The sequence below is a fragment of the Paraburkholderia denitrificans genome (assembly GCF_042655705.1).
Taxonomy (GTDB): Bacteria; Pseudomonadota; Gammaproteobacteria; order Burkholderiales; family Burkholderiaceae; genus Paraburkholderia; species Paraburkholderia denitrificans.
This window is the reverse complement of the sequence record NZ_JBHSMP010000006.1, coordinates 61,255-80,573: the sequence shown is the minus strand read 5'-3', so window position 1 is coordinate 80,573 and position 19,319 is coordinate 61,255. Positions and strand designations below refer to the sequence as shown.

Annotated in this window: 17 protein-coding genes; 2 read left to right on the top strand and 15 right to left on the bottom strand. The window is 60.5% G+C overall.

Translation table 11 applies throughout. From position 1 onward, the window contains the following. Positions 1 to 11: 11 nt before the first annotated feature. The 11 genes from ACFPTO_RS02145 to ACFPTO_RS02095 all read right to left on the bottom strand — a co-directional run bounded on the left by ACFPTO_RS02145 (position 12) and on the right by ACFPTO_RS02095 (position 10,420). The gene (locus ACFPTO_RS02145) at positions 12 to 2,396 is read right to left on the bottom strand and encodes an ATP-dependent nuclease (RefSeq protein ID WP_377709143.1); all 2,385 of its coding nucleotides are present in this window, start codon (positions 2,394 to 2,396) and stop codon (positions 12 to 14) included. A 152-nt stretch (positions 2,397 to 2,548) separates the two neighbouring features. Next, positions 2,549 to 3,034 (bottom strand): Rha family transcriptional regulator, encoded by a 486-nt coding sequence (locus ACFPTO_RS02140; protein WP_377709142.1) that lies wholly within the window; start codon positions 3,032 to 3,034, stop codon positions 2,549 to 2,551. 289 nt (positions 3,035 to 3,323) lie between these two features. Beyond that, on the bottom strand, positions 3,324 to 4,163 hold the full coding sequence (locus ACFPTO_RS02135; RefSeq protein ID WP_377709141.1) for a hypothetical protein: 840 nt from the start codon (positions 4,161 to 4,163) through the stop codon (positions 3,324 to 3,326). A gap of 688 nt (positions 4,164 to 4,851) precedes the next feature. Then, positions 4,852 to 5,646 carry a hypothetical protein gene (locus tag ACFPTO_RS02130; RefSeq protein WP_377709139.1) on the bottom strand — a complete coding sequence of 265 codons (795 nt, stop codon included), beginning with the start codon at positions 5,644 to 5,646 and terminating at the stop codon, positions 4,852 to 4,854. A gap of 482 nt (positions 5,647 to 6,128) precedes the next feature. Further along, a complete protein-coding gene (locus tag ACFPTO_RS02125; protein ID WP_377709138.1) occupies positions 6,129 to 6,266 on the bottom strand; it encodes a hypothetical protein in 138 nt (45 codons plus the stop codon). 61 nt (positions 6,267 to 6,327) lie between these two features. Beyond that, complete coding sequence (locus ACFPTO_RS02120; protein ID WP_377709137.1) at positions 6,328 to 6,843, bottom strand: hypothetical protein; 516 nt, start codon at positions 6,841 to 6,843, stop codon at positions 6,328 to 6,330. Positions 6,844 to 6,918: 75 nt separating this feature from the next. After that, a complete protein-coding gene (locus ACFPTO_RS02115; RefSeq protein WP_377709135.1) occupies positions 6,919 to 7,455 on the bottom strand; it encodes a hypothetical protein in 537 nt (178 codons plus the stop codon). A 50-nt stretch (positions 7,456 to 7,505) separates the two neighbouring features. Continuing rightward, positions 7,506 to 8,471, bottom strand: a complete 966-nt coding sequence (locus ACFPTO_RS02110) for a BRO-N domain-containing protein (RefSeq protein ID WP_377709134.1) — start codon at positions 8,469 to 8,471, stop codon at positions 7,506 to 7,508. Positions 8,472 to 8,484: 13 nt separating this feature from the next. Further along, positions 8,485 to 8,835 (bottom strand): hypothetical protein, encoded by a 351-nt coding sequence (locus tag ACFPTO_RS02105; RefSeq protein ID WP_377709132.1) that lies wholly within the window; start codon positions 8,833 to 8,835, stop codon positions 8,485 to 8,487. Continuing rightward, positions 8,832 to 10,064, bottom strand: a complete 1,233-nt coding sequence (locus ACFPTO_RS02100) for a hypothetical protein (protein WP_377709130.1) — start codon at positions 10,062 to 10,064, stop codon at positions 8,832 to 8,834. The genes ACFPTO_RS02105 and ACFPTO_RS02100 overlap by 4 nt, the downstream gene beginning before the upstream one ends. Then, positions 10,064 to 10,420: an AP2/ERF family transcription factor gene (locus tag ACFPTO_RS02095; RefSeq protein ID WP_377709128.1), complete on the bottom strand. Its 357-nt coding sequence runs from the start codon at positions 10,418 to 10,420 to the stop codon at positions 10,064 to 10,066. The genes ACFPTO_RS02100 and ACFPTO_RS02095 overlap by 1 nt, the downstream gene beginning before the upstream one ends. A 552-nt stretch (positions 10,421 to 10,972) precedes the next feature. Here ACFPTO_RS02095 and ACFPTO_RS02090 point away from each other — a divergent pair. Both ACFPTO_RS02090 and xth read left to right on the top strand, forming a co-directional pair. After that, a complete protein-coding gene (locus ACFPTO_RS02090; RefSeq protein WP_377709126.1) occupies positions 10,973 to 11,398 on the top strand; it encodes a helix-turn-helix domain-containing protein in 426 nt (141 codons plus the stop codon). Between the two features lie 109 nt (positions 11,399 to 11,507). Next, a complete protein-coding gene (xth, locus tag ACFPTO_RS02085) occupies positions 11,508 to 12,293 on the top strand; it encodes an exodeoxyribonuclease III (protein WP_377709124.1) in 786 nt (261 codons plus the stop codon). Positions 12,294 to 12,323: 30 nt separating this feature from the next. Here the strand turns inward: xth and ACFPTO_RS02080 are convergent, their stop codons facing one another. From ACFPTO_RS02080 to glnA, 4 genes are all read right to left on the bottom strand, one after another. Next, on the bottom strand, positions 12,324 to 14,414 hold the full coding sequence (locus ACFPTO_RS02080; RefSeq protein WP_377709122.1) for a prolyl oligopeptidase family serine peptidase: 2,091 nt from the start codon (positions 14,412 to 14,414) through the stop codon (positions 12,324 to 12,326). A gap of 109 nt (positions 14,415 to 14,523) precedes the next feature. Further along, positions 14,524 to 16,080, bottom strand: coding sequence for a nitrogen regulation protein NR(I) (gene ntrC / locus ACFPTO_RS02075; protein WP_377709120.1), 1,557 nt, complete (start codon positions 16,078 to 16,080; stop codon positions 14,524 to 14,526). A 37-nt stretch (positions 16,081 to 16,117) separates the two neighbouring features. Next, entirely contained in the window at positions 16,118 to 17,260 is a 1,143-nt protein-coding gene (gene glnL, locus ACFPTO_RS02070) for a nitrogen regulation protein NR(II) (protein WP_377709118.1), read from the bottom strand. Between the two features lie 229 nt (positions 17,261 to 17,489). Next, a complete protein-coding gene (glnA, locus tag ACFPTO_RS02065) occupies positions 17,490 to 18,905 on the bottom strand; it encodes a type I glutamate--ammonia ligase (RefSeq protein WP_296660823.1) in 1,416 nt (471 codons plus the stop codon). Positions 18,906 to 19,319: the final 414 nt, after the last annotated feature.

The window sequence follows — 19,319 nt, the reverse complement described above, 5'->3', positions numbered from 1 at the left end:
GTCAAGGCCTGTCAGAGCGCATTCCAGCAGGCAATAGTGTCAATGAGCTGACCGATATGCTGAGCAAGCTCCGGGCGACTGCCAAAGCAGCTATCGAAATCGAATTGACCGTCGACAAATTCGCGAGCGATGTCAACCTTTGACCGGCTCGATTGCTTCTCCAGCCGGTCCGTCTCGTCGGAGGAAAAAAACTTGCCCCTGAAAGGCTCAGGCAGATAATTTTCAATCGTGTATTCAGCCGTTATCCACGACCAGCAGGTGTCCGACTTGAGCTGATCGACGGCACGCTTAATTCTGGCCTTTGCTCGCTCTGGATAACATGCAGTCCACGTTCCGTCCGACTGCCGCTCGAAATCATGATCCCGGTCGATGACGACGACCATGTTCGTATTGATACGCAGCATGTTGATCAGGTCTGCGCTGTGACCGACAGAAAAATGCTTCAGGATCGCCCCACCATAAAACGCGAACGAGAACTCCAGATCTTCGATGGGCGCCTCTTTCCCAAACTGTCTGCAATACAGCGCGAGCCAATAACGCAAATAAATGGCATCCGACGGCCCCTCAACCCATACAACGCCATTTGCCTGCTGGAGATCGCTCTGCCGGACACCGAGATCGCGCAATAGCCCAGCAATATTGGGCCGATCCTCGATCACGCGACCTCGCATCCTGAATAGTTTCGGGGTAGTGCCCTCCCACCACTGCGTATTGATCAAGGTCGCCGAGTGCGTAGCAATAAACAGTTGCAGTGACATTTCCTCGGCAATCTCGCCGACGCGTCGCACCAGCAGCCGCTGAAATGTCGGATGCAGGTGCGTTTCCGGCTCCTCTATTACGCAAATGGAACCCGACGGGCGCGTAGAGAGCCATGCAGTAAGCTTACCAAACGCTCGCCAGCCAGACGGCAGCAACTCCTCTGATACTCGGCTGGGCTGGTCTATGTCATCGCAAAACCAGATATTAAATTTATCTTCATCATCCACATAAATCGGTTGATTTAGCTTTGTCGCCTTAAGCTCGTCCTGATGCTTCCAGACCCACTCCGCCCCCTCGCCGGATACCTTACATCCCTCGCGGCTACCTTCGACATTCGGTAAATATCGCGCAACCTTGCACAGCGCATCCGCAATGGCTTTCCGCTCAACGTCTGGTGGCCGCCGCGCATCGAACATCGCGACCCCGCAATCCAGCGCACGCAGCAGCGGATCTGCATCTTCGACGTCCTCCTTCTTTGCGTGAAATTTTGGCAGCTCCAGTTCCACGTGCTCCGGCTTAACGCCATCCAGGTACGCGTAAATGTTGGCTGTTTGCCAATTCATGTCGCTATATCCGCGCTTCAATTTGTTCTGCTGCTTGAGCCTTACCATTAGCACGCGACCGTTGACGAGCCGAATTAAGAACCCAGAGAATGCACTATTTCTCGTATTTTCTCTCTGTAGTCCAGCAAGCTTCGTTGCATCCTGCATCGACGCGATAATATCAATAACCGTCGATTTTCCCCCGCCATTTGCGCCCGTAAAGAGGTTGATCCGTGAAACAGGGATAGATTTGATCTGATCTATCCAGTCGTCTCCGGAAGGTGGTTCGATTGAGTCGGAGTTTTCGTAGAGTCCGATTGCTCTGATCGTGTTCAATGCGAAGTGTGTTATGTGATTCAATCGACAGGCTGGCGGTCCATCGGAGGATTCCAGATCCACGTCAAGCTGTCTCGCCATCGCTACCATTGGTAACGCATGCGCTGCCAGCAGAATCTCATCTCTAATATTTTTTTTGAGATCATCCAGAATAATTTTTCCTGTTGCTGGATTCCCGGCGTAAATAGTCGCAAGCGCGACCGCCGGATAGGCGACTAACACACCGTTGCCAAACTGAAGATACATAGGCGATGGAAGCCGTTGCTCACGCGACTCCGTCTCCTCTTCACTACACACGACGTCAGATGGCATATGCGGGAGGAACGCGGGCGCCAGGGGCATCTCCCACTGTTGCAGCGCATTTCGCCAGAATATCGGCAGAACGAGAACACCACCAGCTGGATATCTTTCAAGAAACAGTCCGATATCCGTGACCAAGGGGTCCCCCCTCCTCGCTTCCCAGCACAGCGCCATTCGCCTCGAAGACTGCTGCTGCGCAGCTTCGCCAACCAACGTGATGGCAGTCCGCCACGGCGCCGAAATGCAGATGGGCCGTTTTAGCGATACAGGGACATAAACCCGGCTATCACCGGGCTTCACAATCTCATCTAGCTGCTGCTTCGCCGCTGGAAAATCATATTCGGCAGCCCGACACAAGAGATCGAGCACCGCCTCGATTTGTTTAGTGCCGTACGCGAGGCAAACTGCGTCAGGTTGCGCACGAATGCTTCGCAAAACCTCAGATTTGTAGTTGAGCATATTCCAAAGAATGTGGGTTTTAACACTACCTCATTCAATAACTACGTCGAGCAGGCGAAAAACATTAGCTATATCGGCTCTCGACAGCGTGCATTTGCAGACGGATCCGGACCACCCGCCCCTGCTCGTCCCATGTGCCACCTCGCACAGCGTCAATCCATCAACGGAGCACGACGACACCCTGCGTCATTGCGCTTTCGCGCCTCCAGTGAGTGCCCAGCAACAATCTTCTTAAGCTCATTGAGGCGCTTGATGACGCCGTTGCGCAGCCTCACGTCGTAGCCCGTTACGAGAGTGATTGTGTGCTCGCGATCTAGGCGGAATTCCGAGAAACGCCCACGCGCGTCGCGGGACCAGTCAAACGAGCGGCCGATAAGCTGAATCCAAAGGGTATCTGAGCTATCGCGGACCCATGTTGAGCGCGCTGCGCCAGGCGGGATGCCAGCATCAATAAGGTCCCGCGCATGCAATTCGAGCAGCATGCAGCGGATATCGCGGAGGACATTCGGATGACTATTATCGACGCCAAGCGCCTCCGCCACCTTAACGATCTCTTTGCTCGACATCATCTTCGGATCGTCGGGCATCGGCGATGCGCGCAGCGCATTGCGCGAGGCCTGCGGTTCGGTTTGACGCATCCGCCAATGTTCGAGTCAACCGACTTGCGTTCCGCTTCCGACTGCGTCGGCTGCCCAGCAACGATGCGCTCCAACTCGCCCCAGCGCTTCACGAGCGCGGCCGTGAACTCGCGGAAGGCTCACGTAAAACCGGTCCGCGAATTGCGTTAGCCGTAGATTCCGCGTTCGCACCAGCAGCACGGATTCTCTGACACCGCCGGACGTTCATCCGAAAGCTTCGTCTGCAAGTAGCCATTCGATGACCGGGCCGTGACTGCTTCTCGCGGCCACGCCACGCGCCCACGAAAAGCTATCCGATTCCATATTCCGTAAGCGTCTTAGCGCAGAGTTCGTCGGTGAACTGGTCTTCGCACAGCTTGATCAAGAGCGCTTCCGCCCCAGCAGGGAGACTCAAACTACATTCGACACAGCGAGCGGCGATGGGAACTATCCGCCGATCGTCAAGTGCTTCTTCGTCTAGCTTAACTACCAATGAGTCTAATCCGTCGCAAATCGGACAATCGATGACTAAGACTGGGTCGTCTTCCAAAAGCTGCTCTTTCAATTGCTCCCGCAGGTCAAAACCGGAAATCCGGTGCGTGCCAAATGTAGAGGCATCGTTATCGAGAACTTCCCTTTCCCACCACGTTAGATAGGAATACCGCGTATGATGCAATATCCAGTGAGCAACGCCTCGAATGGAATCTATTGCGGATATTTTTTCCCGTGGTGTTGGGCGATTAAGGTCGATGGCATGGCGAACTTTTTTCCCAAGGTCAAAATACAATGATTCGACGATTGAAAATCCATTTGAATGTTCCAACCACGCATCGAGGAAGGGAAGCGCTGTTCCGATAAAAAGTGAAACCGACTCCTCGTCGTCCCGCGGGCTAAATCCATAGTGAGTGATTCTATTTCGCGTCCGACGGAATTTATTGAGCTTGCTCGGTGTGACTCTCTTCTCTCTTGGAAGCGCTTCCTGGAGAATCTCATTCAACTTTGCGAGTTCACATTTTTCTTCTGGCCCGAGGCGAAGATAGGCTTTGCCAGCGCTTTCGATTGCTGAAGCGATCGTAGTTAGCGCTTGAGGATAACGACCTTGGGCAAGCAACAGAAGTGCAGTCTCGTAACCCTGGAGTGAACTGATCAACGGGGGACTTTCGTGGATTCTCCTGAGATGCTCTGAGGAGAGTCCGAGAAAGATGAACCTGTCAGTATCCATTGGCCTTTCCCCCCGGGATCGTTATCGAGTCATCTGTAGGCTCACGCATTAGCTTCGCGCGTTTGGTCTGACGGACATGATAGCTGAATCGAGTCACCTACGTCGAAGTAGTAACCTGTACTTTCGACAAGTATTTGCGAGCAAAATATCCGACGGATCGACATCAAATTCGGCGAGCTTCCTTGAGAGTCGTGTGCGGTTACAGTGAAACGCGATATTCGCGGTAGTTAAGGGGTGCAAACGTCGAGAATGCATTTCGTGACCGCCTCGCTTACGCGGACGTCCGAGTGCTAGCAAAGAACGACCTACAAGCAACATTTCAATATTGCAAAATGGCCGGTTACGGACTGGAACCAACGTCTAAATGTCCGACGGGCGGTACTAGCGAATGGCGCTCGCGATCAAGCGCCGCTCGCCTGCGCGACTCCTCAGCGCTGTGCGGCTTCCACACGCGGCGCGGCCATGGGCGACTCAAGCTAAGCGTACGCTGCCCCTCGGGAACACAAAAGGACTGCCCGCGCGCTATCTCCCACCGCGCGATCAGCGGCGCCCTCTTTTCTGAGAAATAGCGCTCTCCCTGCTCGATCAGGCTTTCATGGCTCACGTCGAAAACCTCCTAAACGCCTTTCGGCACAACGGATTGTTCGCGAGCCGCACCTGCCTCGGCCACGATCTTCCTAGCGATGGCGAGTCGAGCGTCACGCACGCGGGCATCAACCGATGCGGCATCGTTCAGTTTGCCGAAAGCCACCCCCTCGCGCTGATGGACGACAATGATGCAGGGACGCGGGCCCGTGTCGCCGCGGTACACCCCTAACCGGATGCGTGTCCACTCGGCGAGATGATCCAATTCCAGCTTGTGCTTGCGGGTCATCGCCTGCGCTAGCGCGTTAGCTGCCCGGGCCGCCTCACCCACCCCCTGCTTGCCGATCTTCTTCAACCCGTCATTGATCGCGGCCGTCATGTACTTCAGTTCCAGCGCGTGGCGGCTCATCAGCGCGTTTTGCTGCTCTGCAACTTGCTTTTCCACCCAATCCGCCTCCTCTGCCCAGTTCGCAAAAACCGGCTTGTCCGGAAGCGCAGGCAGCGTGACGGGAGCAGACATTGCAGCCGTCGTGGCGACCGCAGGTTGCGAGGTTGATGCTGGCGACGACGGACCGTGCAGGTGTACGGCTCGGGCCTCTTCCTGCACGGCACTTTCTGTATCAATTACGAATTGCTTGGCCCCGTTGCCGTTCGCGGCAGGCCCCCCCGGACGAGCCTTCACCCAACCCTGCTCTTTAGCCTTAATCGCGACCAAAGTTTTTGAACATTCAAGGAGTTGAGAGAGTTTTCCAAGGCTGACGCCTTCAACCTCATGCTGCCTGCGGGCATCAATCCAGTCTGCGTCGCTGACGATTTTCTTGCTCATTCTGGCTCCCGTTTATCTAGCGTCAGATTGGCGTCCCGACCGGCCAACGTGTACGACACCTGTACGCCGTACACCATCGTGCAGGAACCCTAAATCTGCTCGAAGTGCAGAGGATTTTTTACAAAGGAAACGGTCACGGCAAACGCCAGAAACGGCGTATAACCGGCAGCAGGAGTCGGGGGAGGCGTGGAGATCGGCGACGGGTCGCGAGGCCGCTGTGCTGGCTGCGTGAGAGTTCGGCAGCGCAAATACGGAATCCCCTTTTCAAAACCAAACGCCCGCACACAGTATCGGCACTGTGGCGGGCGCTCTATACTTCTGCGCGCGCGGCTTGTCCGAGCGCATACACAACTAGTTGACGCCTTCGGCCGTCAGAGTCCACACGTCCTGCGTTCCGCCAAGGGTAGTAATCGGATTACGCCCCTTCCACGCATCGCGAACGCACACGACCATGTTGATCGGCTGCACGACCAATGCTGCCGTTACGACACGCGCCGGGCTGCACGAGCGTTCAGCAGCCGCAGCAGCACCGCCGTCGCCGCCTTTCGTTGGTCGGGTGGCAGCTTGGAAATCTTCTCCAGCCACGCCGCGATCGCCTCACTCGCCATGCCGATCACCATTCCGTCCGTTTCGATGCCTAAAAGATAGCGCGGAACGCGTTGCGCAACAACGAAAAAGTGTTCATTGAGAGAGCATCGGTTCCGCGTGGATGAACCGATTGCCTGCTGCCATCTGCTGCTCGTACGCGGCAACGATCGGGGCGAGTTCTCCCTGGCGCTTGTGGACCTCTCGCCGCATGAAGATGTGCCCGACCGCCCACAGCGGACCGGAATAGTTGCCATGGCGATCGGCCGGCTGCTCCAGACCAGCGCCGAGCATTTCGGCGAAACTGTCGCTCACCTGGTGAACGCACGGGCGGCGTCCAGCGCTGAGCAAATCCAGCTTCTGCTCTCGGGTTGCGAACCGGTCGACCAGCCTGGCAATTTCGAAAAGGTCCTCGCCGCAGGACAGGATGTTTTCCATCGCGCGCCAACGAAAAACACTCACTATGGCGAGCACGTCTGGATTCTGTAGCTCGCCCGCAACTATCCGTTTGGCAATAATGCGTTCGGCGGCTTCGCACTCGCGTAGAGCGGCTTGGGCAGAACGAATGCGCCTCCTCAAATAGAACCACCCAGTAACGAATGGAGTATGCATCGCTAAATCCTTTGTTAAACAGCAAAGAGAAACTTTGCGTTGTGCGCGCCAGCACCTGCCAGCGCGCGGCAGCGATCAGAACGGGATCAAATCCTCTTCCGAAACGGTCGCCAGTTCGATGAAGTGCGCACGGTCGCGCACCATCGGCGCCCCGTCAGCCTTACGCACGGCGAGTGCATCCTTCATGGTGATTTCGCCGCGCTCGATCAGCCCCACCAGCGCCGCCCAGCGCTTGAGCTCCTCTTTCTGCCCCTTCGTCAGCGGCGGAGCGGGCGGATTCAGCACGCGGCGGCACGCTGTGTCAAGGCGCGCCTTCGCCTTCTTCACTTCGGCCTTGGCGTCGAGATACGCAAACCACGTATCGCGCGTGAAGTCCTGGAATTCTGGGTCATTCAGATCGACGCGGACAATTGCATTCTCTTCCTTGAACTCATCAGCGCGGCGCAGCGCGGCACTGTACGCAGTCGATGCTTTGCGCTCCAGCTCGAACCACTCCAGCGCGCGCTTCGCGACTTCGCCTTCATCCCACGTGACGCGCGGCTTCGGTGTAGCCGTGGGCTCCAGACGGATCACGTTGTTGGTGACGAGCGATACTGCTTTCTTTTTCGACATAGTGGACTCCTAAAAAATGCTTGTACCGAAAGGCGGGCAGCGGGACTTCATTATCGCTTTTCGCCCTTTGCGTAGCCGTCTGCGAGATTGAACGAGCGGTCTGGCATCGCCGGATGAACGGCCTTACGCAGGTTCCTCGGATGGCGCTCGCAAAGAGCAAGGAAGCGCTCAATGGCCCGCGTGACGACGCCGATCTGATAGACGAAATACGGGTCGGCCAGAACGGGCGAGCCGTCCGGACGTGCAACCACGCCGCCGTTGGAATGGTGGCGGACACCACGCGCCACATACGCACGTGGCACGATCCGGTATTGCTTGATCTGGCAGAGGATATCCTCGACTACCCACCCCGGAAGGCCGGCCTTGTCGCTCCATGCATCTTTCAGCTTGGAGAGACTCTCGCAGCCAGCGGGCTTGTCAGCGACGGGCGCACGTACGATCGCGGCAATTTGCTCTTCGAACGTTGCGCGAAACTCACTCACTTCAGCGCGAACGCCACGGATCTCCTCAGCCTGCATTGCAATGCGCGCATCCTGGTTACGCATCTGGTCCAGCATGGCCTGCATCAGGTCCAGCGGGTTCGCGGCGGCCGGTTGTGCATCGTAGCGGCCCGTCTTGCGGATGCTGGGGATCACTTCGGATGTGGCCCACTTGCGGAAGCGATGTGGCACCGTGCCGGGCGTCACCGCAACACGGCAGCGCAGAATCAGCGTGTAGAGCCCCCCCTCGCTAACGATCGACTGAAACTGTGCCCCACCGCGCCGCCCCGAATGACTATCGGTTGAAGCGATGGTCATTTTCTCGTCTGCGTCGAGTTTCTCCAGCGCGTCGCTCACGTTGGCAACACCCAGCGCAGCGCACACATCCGCAGCGAAAAACCACGGCTCACCATCAACGGGAATGGCGCGAATTTCATAGCGATCATCGAAAACGAAGCGCATTGCGGCCTCAAGCGGCGCCATCAGATCGCCGCCGTTCAAATTCACAACTTGATTTGAATTCATCAGTTCGTTCATTGCAGAGTTGCGATTAATGATTCAAGTAGTACGGTACGCGCGGCACGCCTCGGGCTGCATTCAGTTCGGCGCGGATCTCGCCCCGGACTTTCAGTATCTCGACACGTTCCTGGGCGATCACCATGTGGTCGTATGCGTTCCCCCAGCGCAGTACCGCCTGCACTGATGGGTTCTCGTCCGCCTCGCGACGTGCCTCGCGCGTTTCGACCATCGCCTCCATGTGCTCGACACCTGCCTCGTCAAGTTCATCAAGCAAGTGGCCCCCTACCAGCGCACGAAACTCTGCGTTGCGGCGCTCAAGGAGCGCACGAAGCGGCGCGCTCTCCGGGCTGAAAATGTCGACTGTGCTCACTGCTATGCTCATGATATGTTTGCAATCCAATCACCAATCGATGTGCTCGATGGCACAGCGGCAACGGGGACCGCATCGGGGGGGGGCTTGCGCAGCGCACCCAACAGCGCCGCGCTGCGCTCTGCCTTCTGCTCAGGCGTCAGTTCAACGCGCAGGGATTCCGGTTCAGCAGGTTTCAGCACAGACGCAGCGAGCGGCGCAAGCGGTTTGCCGCCGTTGTCGATCGCAGCGCGAATGCGCGCGTGCCACGTCTCGCGCGATTCGCTCGGGAGCGGGCCACCAACGCCGACGAGAGCGGCCTGCTGCTTCGCGAGTTCATCCGAATTCCACCAGCCAGGGATGACGTTATCGCCCTTTTTCTCGGGTGCCTTCGGCGGGGCCGTGCTGTTCGCGACGAAACGGTCGATCTGATCGGCACTCCCGAGGCACACATGCAGCCCGAGGTACTTCTGGCCGCGATCGTTATTGCCTTGGTTGTGAGGCGTCAGCGCGCAGCCCTGAATCGCGCGGCACAGATCGCGAGGCGGGTAGCCCATCTTCAGCGCGTTGCGGATGGTGCGCTTGCGCTTGTCGTCCAGCTTCGAGCGCGGCGAGTCCATCGTCTGACGCCAGTAATCGAAAATCTTCGCGATATCAGCCTCGGTCACACCCTTTACCGGTTCGTCGTCTTCAGCGGGCGGCAGGCAGCCGGGTTCATCTGTGCAGCCTTCAGCATCTTCACCGTCGTCTTCGGGCCAGAGTCCTTGCTGCTCAACCTGATGCTCCGCCGGACTAGCAACTTGCGAATCAGCACACGAACGGTCGACCGTCAGGTCGACAGTGGGTTGGATTTTGTCCTTTCCCTTCCCTTCCTTTCCCTTCCCTTCCGTCAGTGAGGGATCACCGAGTCCTCCGTGAGCGCCGCATGACTCGTCACTGAAAATGGGCTCAGGAATGTTGCTCTTGGACGGGCGATTGATCACTTGATGCTTGCGGAACCCCTTGATGTGCAAATAGGTTTTCCCGCTCACTGAGTACTCAATGAGCATCCCCTGCGCGATCACCTCCTGAATGAGCGGTTCGCAGTCGATCGCGTCGGCCGGGAAGACTTGCATTTTCAGTTTCTTCGGCGAGCGATCGAGATTGCCGTTGTCGTCAGAAAAATTCAGTGAGCCAAGCACCATGAGGCGGGCGGGCATCGAGAGTTCGACCACTTTCTCATCGGTCCAGAAGTCCGGCTTGATCGTGCGGATGCGAGCCATCACGCCACCTCACAGCGCGCAGCGACTTTAGCTTTAAGCGTGGCGATGAATGCCTCGCGCGCGGTGGCGGCCTCAGCCTGCACGTTGCGCCCGACCGACACCTTATCGTCCACAGCCGCGACACCGCATGCAGAAATGAACGCGACGCGTGCAGCATGTGCGGCCTCCGGAGAGCCGTATGTACCAGGAACATGCTTGCGAATGCGCTTGCCGTCAGGCCCGACCAGTGTGACTTGGGCGATCCACTTGCCGGTTGCCTTATGGTGGCTGACGCCCGCGTATCCGGACGTATTCGGACGCGCGCCACGCGGCGTATTACCCGTCACTGAATGTAGATAGGACTGCTTACCAGTCATTTTTGACCTTCCTAGAATTGGAAGGCCGGAAGGGGCTAAAAACTCAGAATCCGCTTGCCGAACAAGTGGACGTTCGGATATTCTTCTTCCTTCGGTTCGGTTGGGACGCTAATCCCGCCGCACCTGTTTTACCCCAGTCGGCCGTTATCCGATTGGGCAGCATTACAAGGTCTTCCTCGCCACAGGTTGACCACGAGAGAGCCGCCCGCCAAGGGCGGCTTTTTCGTTTCTGCTCGCTGCACGTGAGGAATTCTTGCCTAAGCTGGATCGGCGCGTCAAGCAGATTTTTCTGTAACTTTATGATTTTAAAGAAATAAAATCTGCCTTCCGAGCAGAAATTCAAGAACGTCGATAGAACCACTAAGACACCAGTTGATCGCAAGCATCTGATTCGTCTCATGTTGCCTTGAAAGCAGAACTTCAGATAGCTTTCAAATCCACCAGTCGATCAAGTTCGAGACTTTTTCGCGGTGTTGCAATCCGTCTTGAGGTCATTTCCGGAGCGCCGGATCAGCGCTACAGTGCGCCCATTGCCCACCAATAGACCGCAGCGTGACGCCCTTCTTCGACTTCGATTCGGCCAGCCCAGGTTACCGTAACCCGCTCTTGATGCGCCATGATGACTACCATGAGATGTGCCTGCGTCTCTGCGACGTCCGCCGCGACGATCTGATGCATTCCGACGGCGGCTCCGCAGACGCGCCGGCGCGTACGCCGCGCCGCGCGCCGGGAACCGCGAAAGCGAAGACCTCCGCCGACGGCGGGAGTGGCGGCGATTCAGACGGCGACGGACCTGCGCACCCATCGGGTGCCCCACGTCTGTACCGGGTGAGCGATGCCATGCAGCAACTGGCGGTGAGCCGGGCGACGCTGTATCGCTTGGTCGCGGCTGATAAACTTCGCCTGGTCAAGATCGGATCGGCAAGCCGCATCACTGCGGCGAGCATTAATGCTTTTTTAGTTTCGAGCGGCGCGTAGGGTCGCCCCGCCTACCTTGCTTCGAATGGGTAGCTAGGTGGGTAGCCAGACGACGAAAACAAGTCACAATCAACCTCAAACCCTTATCCAATAAACCTCGGATTTTTACGTGAAAATCGCCACCTGGAACGTCAATTCGCTAAAGGTCCGTCTACAGCACGTCATCGACTGGCTCACGGAAAGCGGCACCGACGTTCTGTGCCTCCAGGAACTGAAGCTCCCGAACGAAAAATTCCCCACGGCCGAACTCGAAGCGCAGGGCTACCGCAGCTGGTTCACAGGCCAGAAGACCTATAACGGCGTGGCGATTCTCGCGCGCGACGGCCTTGTCGTCGACGAAGCGACGGTCGTGCGCAACATTCCCGGCTTCGAGGATCCGCAGCAGCGCGTGATTGCCACGACGGTCGGCGGCGTGCGCGTCGTGAGCGCGTATTTCCCCAACGGCCAGGCGCCGGGCACGGAAAAGTTCGCCTACAAGCTCGCATGGCTCGACGCGATGCACGACTGGCTCGCACAGGAGATGCAGCGCTATCCGTTGCTCGCGCTGCTGGGCGACTACAACATCGCCCCCGAAGATCGCGACGTGCACGATCCAAAAGCGTGGGAAGGCCAGAACCTTGTCTCGCCGGAAGAGCGCGCGCAGTTTGCGCGGCTGCTCGACCTCGGTCTGGTCGATGCGTTTCGCCAGTTCGAGCAGCCCGAAAAGACCTTCACGTGGTGGGATTACCGCATGTTCGCGTTTCGCCGCAACGCGGGCCTGCGCATCGACCACATCCTGCTCTCACCGGCACTCGCGCCGCTATGCCAGGCGGTCGACGTCGACAAGACGCCGCGCAAGTGGGAGCAGCCGTCCGACCACACGCCGGTCGTCGCGCAACTCGACGTCGCGGGCTAAGCGGCGCGCTCTGAGCGGCACACGCACGCCTTACCACGTCCCGGCGAGCGTCGTCCACAGGAAGCGGAACACGAGCGCGTCGTACTCGGCGCGCTCCAGCGCATCGCTGCCGGGTCCGTGGCCGCCTTCCGTATTCTCCAGATACCAGGCATTCGCGTGCCCCTGCGCCTGCATGCGCGCGACCATCTTGCGCGCGTGACCGGGATGCACGCGGTCGTCGCTGGTCGAGGTCGTAAAGAGCGACGGCGGATACGGCACGCCCGCCTGCACGCGCTGATACGGCGAATACGCGGCCAGCGCACGCGCTTCGATGTCGTCTTCGGGATCGCCATATTCGTCGATCCACGACGCGCCCGCGTGCAGCAGCGGATAGCGCTGCATATCGAGCAGCGGCACTTCGCACACCACCGCGCCGAATAGCTCGGGCCGCTGCACCATGCACGCGGCAACGAGCAGACCGCCGTTGCTGCCGCCCTTGATCCCGAGTTGCGCGGCGGTCGTGAAACCCTCGGCAACAAGCTGCTGCGCGACCGCGATGAAATCGTCGAACGAACGCTGCCGATGCTCGCGCTGTGCGTCGACGTGCCAGGCGCTGCCGTATTCGCCCCCGCCGCGAATATGCGCGACGACGGTAATCCCGCCCTGCTCCATCCAGCCGATCCCGGAACTCACGAGATATTGCGGCGTAAGCGCAATCGCGAAGCCGCCATAGCCGGTCAGCAGACACGGCGCGGGCTGGCGCGAATCGACGTCGATCACCGCGCGCGGGCCGATCACCGTAAACGGCACGCGCGTGCCGTCCGCCGACTGCGCATGCGAACGGCTCACGGCGAGCGGCGCGGCGTCGAACTGCGTCGGCCAGCGATCGATTAATTCCCACTCCTGAAGATCAGGCTTCGCGATATCGGCGAGCCAGTATTCGGGCGGTTGAAGGTAATCGTCGACATCGACGAACACTTCGTCGTCGAGCGTGTCTTCGACCGGCGCGACATCCACCTGCGCCGCCTGCAACCCCGCTCGCCCCGGAAACATGCGCGAGCGCCACGAACTCGCGCCATCAGCCGATGGCGGCTCCCACAGCATCGTGCAGCTTTGCACGTCGTCGAGCCACGAGACCACGAGGTAGTTTTTCGTATTGGTCCAGTCGCACGCGGACGTGACCGGCGTCGGCGTGAACAGCGCCGTCATCGTGCGGTCGCCCGCGAGGAACGCATCTTCGCGGATCACGAGCAGCGCACCGCCCGGATGCGTGACGCCCGCGCAGGTCCAGTCGAGACGCGGCTCCAGCAGCAGCCAGCCCTGCCATGCGCCGACCGCGACATGCGTCGGCAAGTCGTACTGCTGCCACGCGCCGTGCGGGTCGAGCCAGTAGTTGTACGCGTCGAAGAAGTCGACGTTGCGCACCACGTCATGACGCCGCTCGACGGGATCGTAATCGGCTTCGACGCCGATATCGTCGAATTCGCCGCGAAACACGACGGGCGCTTCTGCGAGCCGCGTACCGCGCGTCCAGCGCCGCACTTCGCGCGGATAGCCCGAGCGCGTGAGCGTGCGGCGGCCGTTTTCCCAGCCCACGTAGACGGCGTCGCGATCGATCCATGAGATCGTGTGCTTGCCCTCTTTCGCGATCGCGAAGCCGCCTTCCACGAACACGCGCCGCTCGATATCGAACTCGCGCACGATCACCGCATCGGCGCCGCCGTCCGAGAGCTGGATCAGCGCGCGGTCGCCGTCCGGATAGAGGATGTCGATGCCCGCGCAGACCCACGGCACGTCTTCGTCGCGTCCTAGCGCATCGAAGTCGATCAGCGTCTGCCACTGCGCCTTGCCCGCGCGCCAGTCGGCCCACGGCGCGCGGCGCCACAGGCCCTTGGGGTTCGTTTCGTCTTCCCACAGGTCGTAGGCCCACTGTTGCCAGCGGCTCGGGATCACGGGACGCTCGCGCGGGAGATACGCCTCGCCAAGACGCTTTTGCAGCGCGTCGAAACGCGCGCCGCCGTGCCATGCGGCACGCGTGCGCGCGTTCTGCTGCTCGACCCACGCACTGGCGGCGGGGTCATCGAGCGATTCGAGCGAAATAAAGGGATCGGCCTCGGCGGGCCAGGCGGAATTGACGGGCATGATCGATTGCTGGCAGGAAACAGCGTCGATTATGCCCTGAGCGCGCGACTGCAAGCGACCGCGACGGCGCGTATCGATCCGCATTTGATGCCGGATCGATACGCCCTCGTCACTCCAGATCGAGTTCCTGGATCTTGCGCGTGATGGTGTTGCGGCCGATGCCGAGGCGCTCGGCGGCCTCGACCTTGCGGCCGCGCGTGAAGTCGAGCGCCTCGCGGATCACGGCGGCCTCGAAGCGGCGCGACAGCTCGTCCATGACGTCCGCGCTGTTCTCGCGCAGCAGCCGTGCGACTTCGGTGCGCAAGCCGGCTTCCCAGACGGCCACCGCCGCAGGCGCTGCAACGCCTCCGGCAAGGCCACCCGCAGTGCCGCCTGCAACGCCACCCGCGGCGATCCCGCCCGGCACGCCGGCAAGCGCTGCCGCGCCGGCGAACGGCGTTGCGCCGGATGCCGCCACGTGCATGGCCTCGCCGTGCGCGGTCACGGCAGCCGCATCGACCGCCGCGCCATGTGCAGGCACGAGATCCGGCGGCAGATCCTTCAACTCGATCGTCTGCGCGGGCGCCATCACCGTCAGCCAGTTCGCGAGATTTTCCAGCTGGCGCACGTTGCCCGGGAAAGGCAACGAAGACAGATACGCAAGCGCCTGGTCGGACACGCGCTTCGGCTCGACGCCCAGCTCACGCGCGCTCTTTTGCAGGAAGTGGCGCGTGAGCAGCGGGATGTCTTCGCTGCGCTCGCGCAGCGCGGGCAGCCGCAGACGGATCACGTTGAGGCGGTGATACAGGTCCTCGCGGAACAGGCCCTGGCGCACGCGCGTTTCGAGGTTCTGATGCGTCGCCGCGATCACGCGCACGTTCGCGCGCAGCGGATTGTGTCCGCCCACGCGATAGAACTGCCCGTCCGAGAGCACGCGCAACAGGCGCGTCTGCAGATCGAACGGCATGTCGCCGATTTCGTCGAGGAACAGCGTGCCGTTCTCGGCCTGCTCGAAGCGGCCCTGGCGCATCGACTGCGCGCCCGTGAACGCGCCGCGCTCGTGGCCGAACAATTCGGATTCGAGCAGATCCTTCGGAATGGCCGCGGTGTTGAGCGCAATGAACGGACCGTCCGCGCGCGGGCTATGGCGGTGCAGCGCACGGGCCACCAGCTCCTTTCCGGTGCCCGACTCACCCGTGATGAGCACGGTCGCCGCCGAGTGCGAGAGCCGCCCGATGGCGCGGAACATGTCCTGCATCGCGCTGGCCTGGCCCAGCATCTCGGGCGCTTCGGCGGGACGTTCGTCCTGCGGATGCTCGCCGCGCATGCTCTCATCCACGGCGCGGCGGATCAGTTCCACCGCACGGTCGATGTCGAAGGGCTTGGCCAGATATTCGAACGCGCCGCCCTGGAACGCACCCACGGCGCTGTCGAGATCGGAAAACGCGGTCATGATGATCACGGGCAGCCCAGGCAGGCGCTCGCGCACCGTCTGCAGCAACTCGAGCCCCGAGCCGCCCGGCATCCGGATATCGGATACGAGCACCTGCGGGCTGTCGTTGTCGAGCGCGCTCACGGCCTCGCGCACGTTCGAAAAGCTGCGGGTCGCGAGATTCTCGCGGGCCAGTGCCTTTTCCAGCACCCAGCGGATCGACTGGTCGTCGTCTACTATCCAGATCGGCTTCATGAGGTCGGTTAGAAGTCCTGTTGACGTGCGGGCAATGTCAGTAGTCGAGCGGCAGCAAAATCTGGAACTCGGTATGACCGGGGCGGCTTTCCACTTCGATCAGACCGTCGTGCTGCTGCACGAAAGTCTGCGCGAGCGTGAGACCGAGGCCGCTACCGTCCTCGCGCCCCGAAACGAGCGGATAGAAGATGCGGTCGCGGATGTCCTCGGGAATGCCGGGCCCGTTGTCGGTGATATGCAAGTCCAGTGCCAGCTTGCACAGGCGCTTGGAAATCGTGACCTTGCGCGCGACGCGCGTGCGGATCTCGATGCGCGCATCGCCCTGCGAGATGCGTTCGCGCAGCGCCTGCGCCGCGTTGCGCACAATGTTGAGCAAGGCCTGAATCAGCTGCTCCTTGTCGCCGCGCAGATCGGGCACGCTCACGTCGTAATCGCGCTCGATCGTGAGACCGCGCGGGAACTCCGCGAGGATCAGCGCGCGCACGCGCTCGCACACCTCGTGGATATTCACGTCGCCGACGATATGCGGATGCCGGTGCGGTTCGAGCAGCCTGTCGACGAGCGTTTGCAGCCGGTCCGATTCCTTGATGATGACCTGCGTGTATTCACGCAGCTCGTCGCGCTGCAGCACGCCCAGTTCGAACTCGAGCAGTTGCGCCGCGCCGCGAATGCCGCCGAGCGGATTCTTGATCTCGTGCGCGAGATTGCGGATCAGATGCTTGTTGACGGCCGTGAGGTCGTGAATGCGCTCCTCGCGGTCGCTCTTCAGGTGCCGTTCGATCTCGAACAGTTCGAGCACCACGTAATCGGGCGCGCTTTCGAGAAAGCCGACGATCGCGTGCACGTGCAACGGCTCGCGGCCCGGGCGTTCGAGCATCGCATCGAGGCGCGTCGCGTGAAAGCGGTGCTCGGCAATCGCGGCGATCGTCGAGATCAGTTCATCGGCGTTCGAAAACAGATCGGGCCAGGCCATCTGCGCCAGCTGACGGCGCGAGAGGTCGAGCATCGCCTCGGCGGAAGGATTCGCGAACGCGACGCGCAGCGTGCGTTTTTCGAGCACGAGCACGACCGTCGGCAGCGCCTCGAAGCCGGGCAAGAAACCCGAATCGGCGAGTTGCCCGTCGTCCGAAAGCGATTCCGCGTGGCCCTTCCTGGCCTTGATCAGATTCTTGAGCACCATGTGGCTGGCCGGGCGCCGTGGGGCACACCGGCAATGTCTTTGTCGTTCTGGCCTGGCGCGCGAGCGCGCAGGGCCTCGGCGCAAGATGCCGCGCTAGCCACGCTATGCCGCGCAACGAAAAAGGGACGGCGACGCCGTCCCTTCGTGATTGATCGCGGCTATCGCGCGCATCTAGCGAGCACTTCAGAGCGCTTCGCCGCGTCGTCGCGAGCGAAGCGCCATCGCCGGATTACAGCGAGTAGTACAGCTCGAACTCGACCGGGTGCGTGGTCATACGCACGCGTTGCAGTTCGCTTTCCTTCAGATCGAGGTACGCGTCGATCATGCCGTCGGTGAACACGCCACCGCGCGTCAGGAACTCGCGATCCTTGTCGAGCGCTTCCAGTGCCTGGTCGAGGCCCGCGCAAACGGTCGGGATCTTTGCATCCTCTTCCGGCGGCAGGTCGTACAGGTTCTTGTCGGCGGCTTCGCCCGGGTGGATCTTGTTTTGCACGCCGTCGAGACCCGCCATCATCAGCGCCGAGAAGCACAGGTACGGATTGGCCATCGGGTCCGGGAAGCGCGTTTCGATACGGCGGCCCTTCGGGTTGCTGACGTGCGGAATGCGGATCGACGCCGAACGGTTGCGCGCCGAGTAGGCGAGCTTGACCGGGGCTTCGAAGTGCGGCACGAGACGCTTGTACGAGTTCGTCGTCGGGTTCGTGATCGCGTTCAGGGCACGGGCGTGCTTGATGATGCCGCCGATGTAGAACAGCGCGAATTCCGAAAGGCCTGCGTAGCCGTTACCCGCGAACAGGTTCTGGCCGTCCTTCCAGATCGACTGGTGAACGTGCATGCCCGAACCGTTGTCGCCGACGACCGGCTTCGGCATGAACGTCGCCGTCTTGCCGTAGGTGTGCGCGACGTTGTGGATGATGTACTTCATCTGCTGCGTCCAGTCGGCGCGCTCGACGAGCGTCGAGAACTTCGTGCCGATTTCGTTCTGGCCCTGGCCCGCCACTTCGTGGTGGTGCACTTCGACCGGAATGCCGATCTGTTCGAGCAGCAGGCACATTTCCGAGCGGATGTCCTGGAACGTGTCGACCGGCGCGACCGGGAAGTAGCCGCCCTTCACGCCCGGACGGTGGCCCGTGTTGCCGCCTTCGAGTTCCTTGCCCGACGACCACGGTGCTTCATCCGAGCCGATCTTCACGAAGCAGCCCGACATGTCCACGTTCCACTGGACCGAGTCGAAAATGAAGAATTCGGGTTCCGGGCCGAAGAACGCCGTGTCGCCGAGACCGGTGCTCTTCAGGTACGCTTCAGCGCGCTTCGCGAGCGAGCGCGGGTCGCGCTCGTAGCCCTTGCCGTCGGCCGGCTCGACCACGTCGCAGGTCATCACGAGCGTCGACTCTTCGTAGAACGGGTCGACGAACGCGGTGTTCGCGTCCGGCACGAGCAGCATGTCCGACGCCTCGATGCCCTTCCAGCCGGCAATCGACGAACCGTCAAACGCATGGCCGCTTTCGAACTTGTCTTCGTCGAAGTGCGAGACCGGCACCGAAACGTGCTGTTCCTTGCCGCGCGTATCGGTGAAACGGAAGTCGACAAACTTGACGTCTTCGTCCTTGACGAGTTGCATGACGTCGGCCACGGATTTACTCATAACCTTTTCTCCTGATTAACGATTTCGGCGTAATTTGCCGCCGTCCCAATACGTTTGATCCTGCTTGATCCCGCTTGATCCTGAGCCTGACGCGCCTCTGCGGGCTTGCCCAGACTGGCTGCGAATCGATCGCGACCATTAAAGCAGCTTCCATGCCAGGCACGCGCCACGCCCCCACGTACACACCAGGCAGAGTCGAATCCCTTCATCGACGCAAGCCTGACGGGAAAGTCCGACCGGCTGACGCTGTCACGCGAAGCCGATACAGCCGTCAGAAAAAAGCACCGCTTTCGTGCAATCCCAACCTTGGCGCACCGGATGCTGCTCATTATGGTGCAAACCAGAATTTTTGCACCATCCGGATGCACGAGTGGATGCGTCACGTGCGCCCGCCAGCCGCTTCGGCGCCTGGCC

Bases quoted from the DNA above. Each gene is read 5' to 3' on its own strand.
- ACFPTO_RS02145 (WP_377709143.1), bottom strand. From the start codon at position 2,396: ATGCTCAACTACAAATCTGAGGTTTTGCGAAGCATTCGTGCGCAACCT.
- ACFPTO_RS02140 (WP_377709142.1), bottom strand. From the start codon at position 3,034: ATGCGTCAAACCGAACCGCAGGCCTCGCGCAATGCGCTGCGCGCATCG.
- ACFPTO_RS02130 (WP_377709139.1), bottom strand. From the start codon at position 5,646: ATGAGCAAGAAAATCGTCAGCGACGCAGACTGGATTGATGCCCGCAGG.
- ACFPTO_RS02125 (WP_377709138.1), bottom strand. From the start codon at position 6,266: ATGGTGATCGGCATGGCGAGTGAGGCGATCGCGGCGTGGCTGGAGAAG.
- ACFPTO_RS02120 (WP_377709137.1), bottom strand. From the start codon at position 6,843: ATGCATACTCCATTCGTTACTGGGTGGTTCTATTTGAGGAGGCGCATT.
- ACFPTO_RS02115 (WP_377709135.1), bottom strand. From the start codon at position 7,455: ATGTCGAAAAAGAAAGCAGTATCGCTCGTCACCAACAACGTGATCCGT.
- ACFPTO_RS02110 (WP_377709134.1), bottom strand. From the start codon at position 8,471: ATGAACGAACTGATGAATTCAAATCAAGTTGTGAATTTGAACGGCGGC.
- ACFPTO_RS02105 (WP_377709132.1), bottom strand. From the start codon at position 8,835: ATGAGCATAGCAGTGAGCACAGTCGACATTTTCAGCCCGGAGAGCGCG.
- ACFPTO_RS02100 (WP_377709130.1), bottom strand. From the start codon at position 10,064: ATGGCTCGCATCCGCACGATCAAGCCGGACTTCTGGACCGATGAGAAA.
- ACFPTO_RS02095 (WP_377709128.1), bottom strand. From the start codon at position 10,420: ATGACTGGTAAGCAGTCCTATCTACATTCAGTGACGGGTAATACGCCG.
- ACFPTO_RS02080 (WP_377709122.1), bottom strand. From the start codon at position 14,414: ATGCCCGTCAATTCCGCCTGGCCCGCCGAGGCCGATCCCTTTATTTCG.
- ntrC (WP_377709120.1), bottom strand. From the start codon at position 16,080: ATGAAGCCGATCTGGATAGTAGACGACGACCAGTCGATCCGCTGGGTG.
- glnL (WP_377709118.1), bottom strand. From the start codon at position 17,260: ATGGTGCTCAAGAATCTGATCAAGGCCAGGAAGGGCCACGCGGAATCG.
- glnA (WP_296660823.1), bottom strand. From the start codon at position 18,905: ATGAGTAAATCCGTGGCCGACGTCATGCAACTCGTCAAGGACGAAGAC.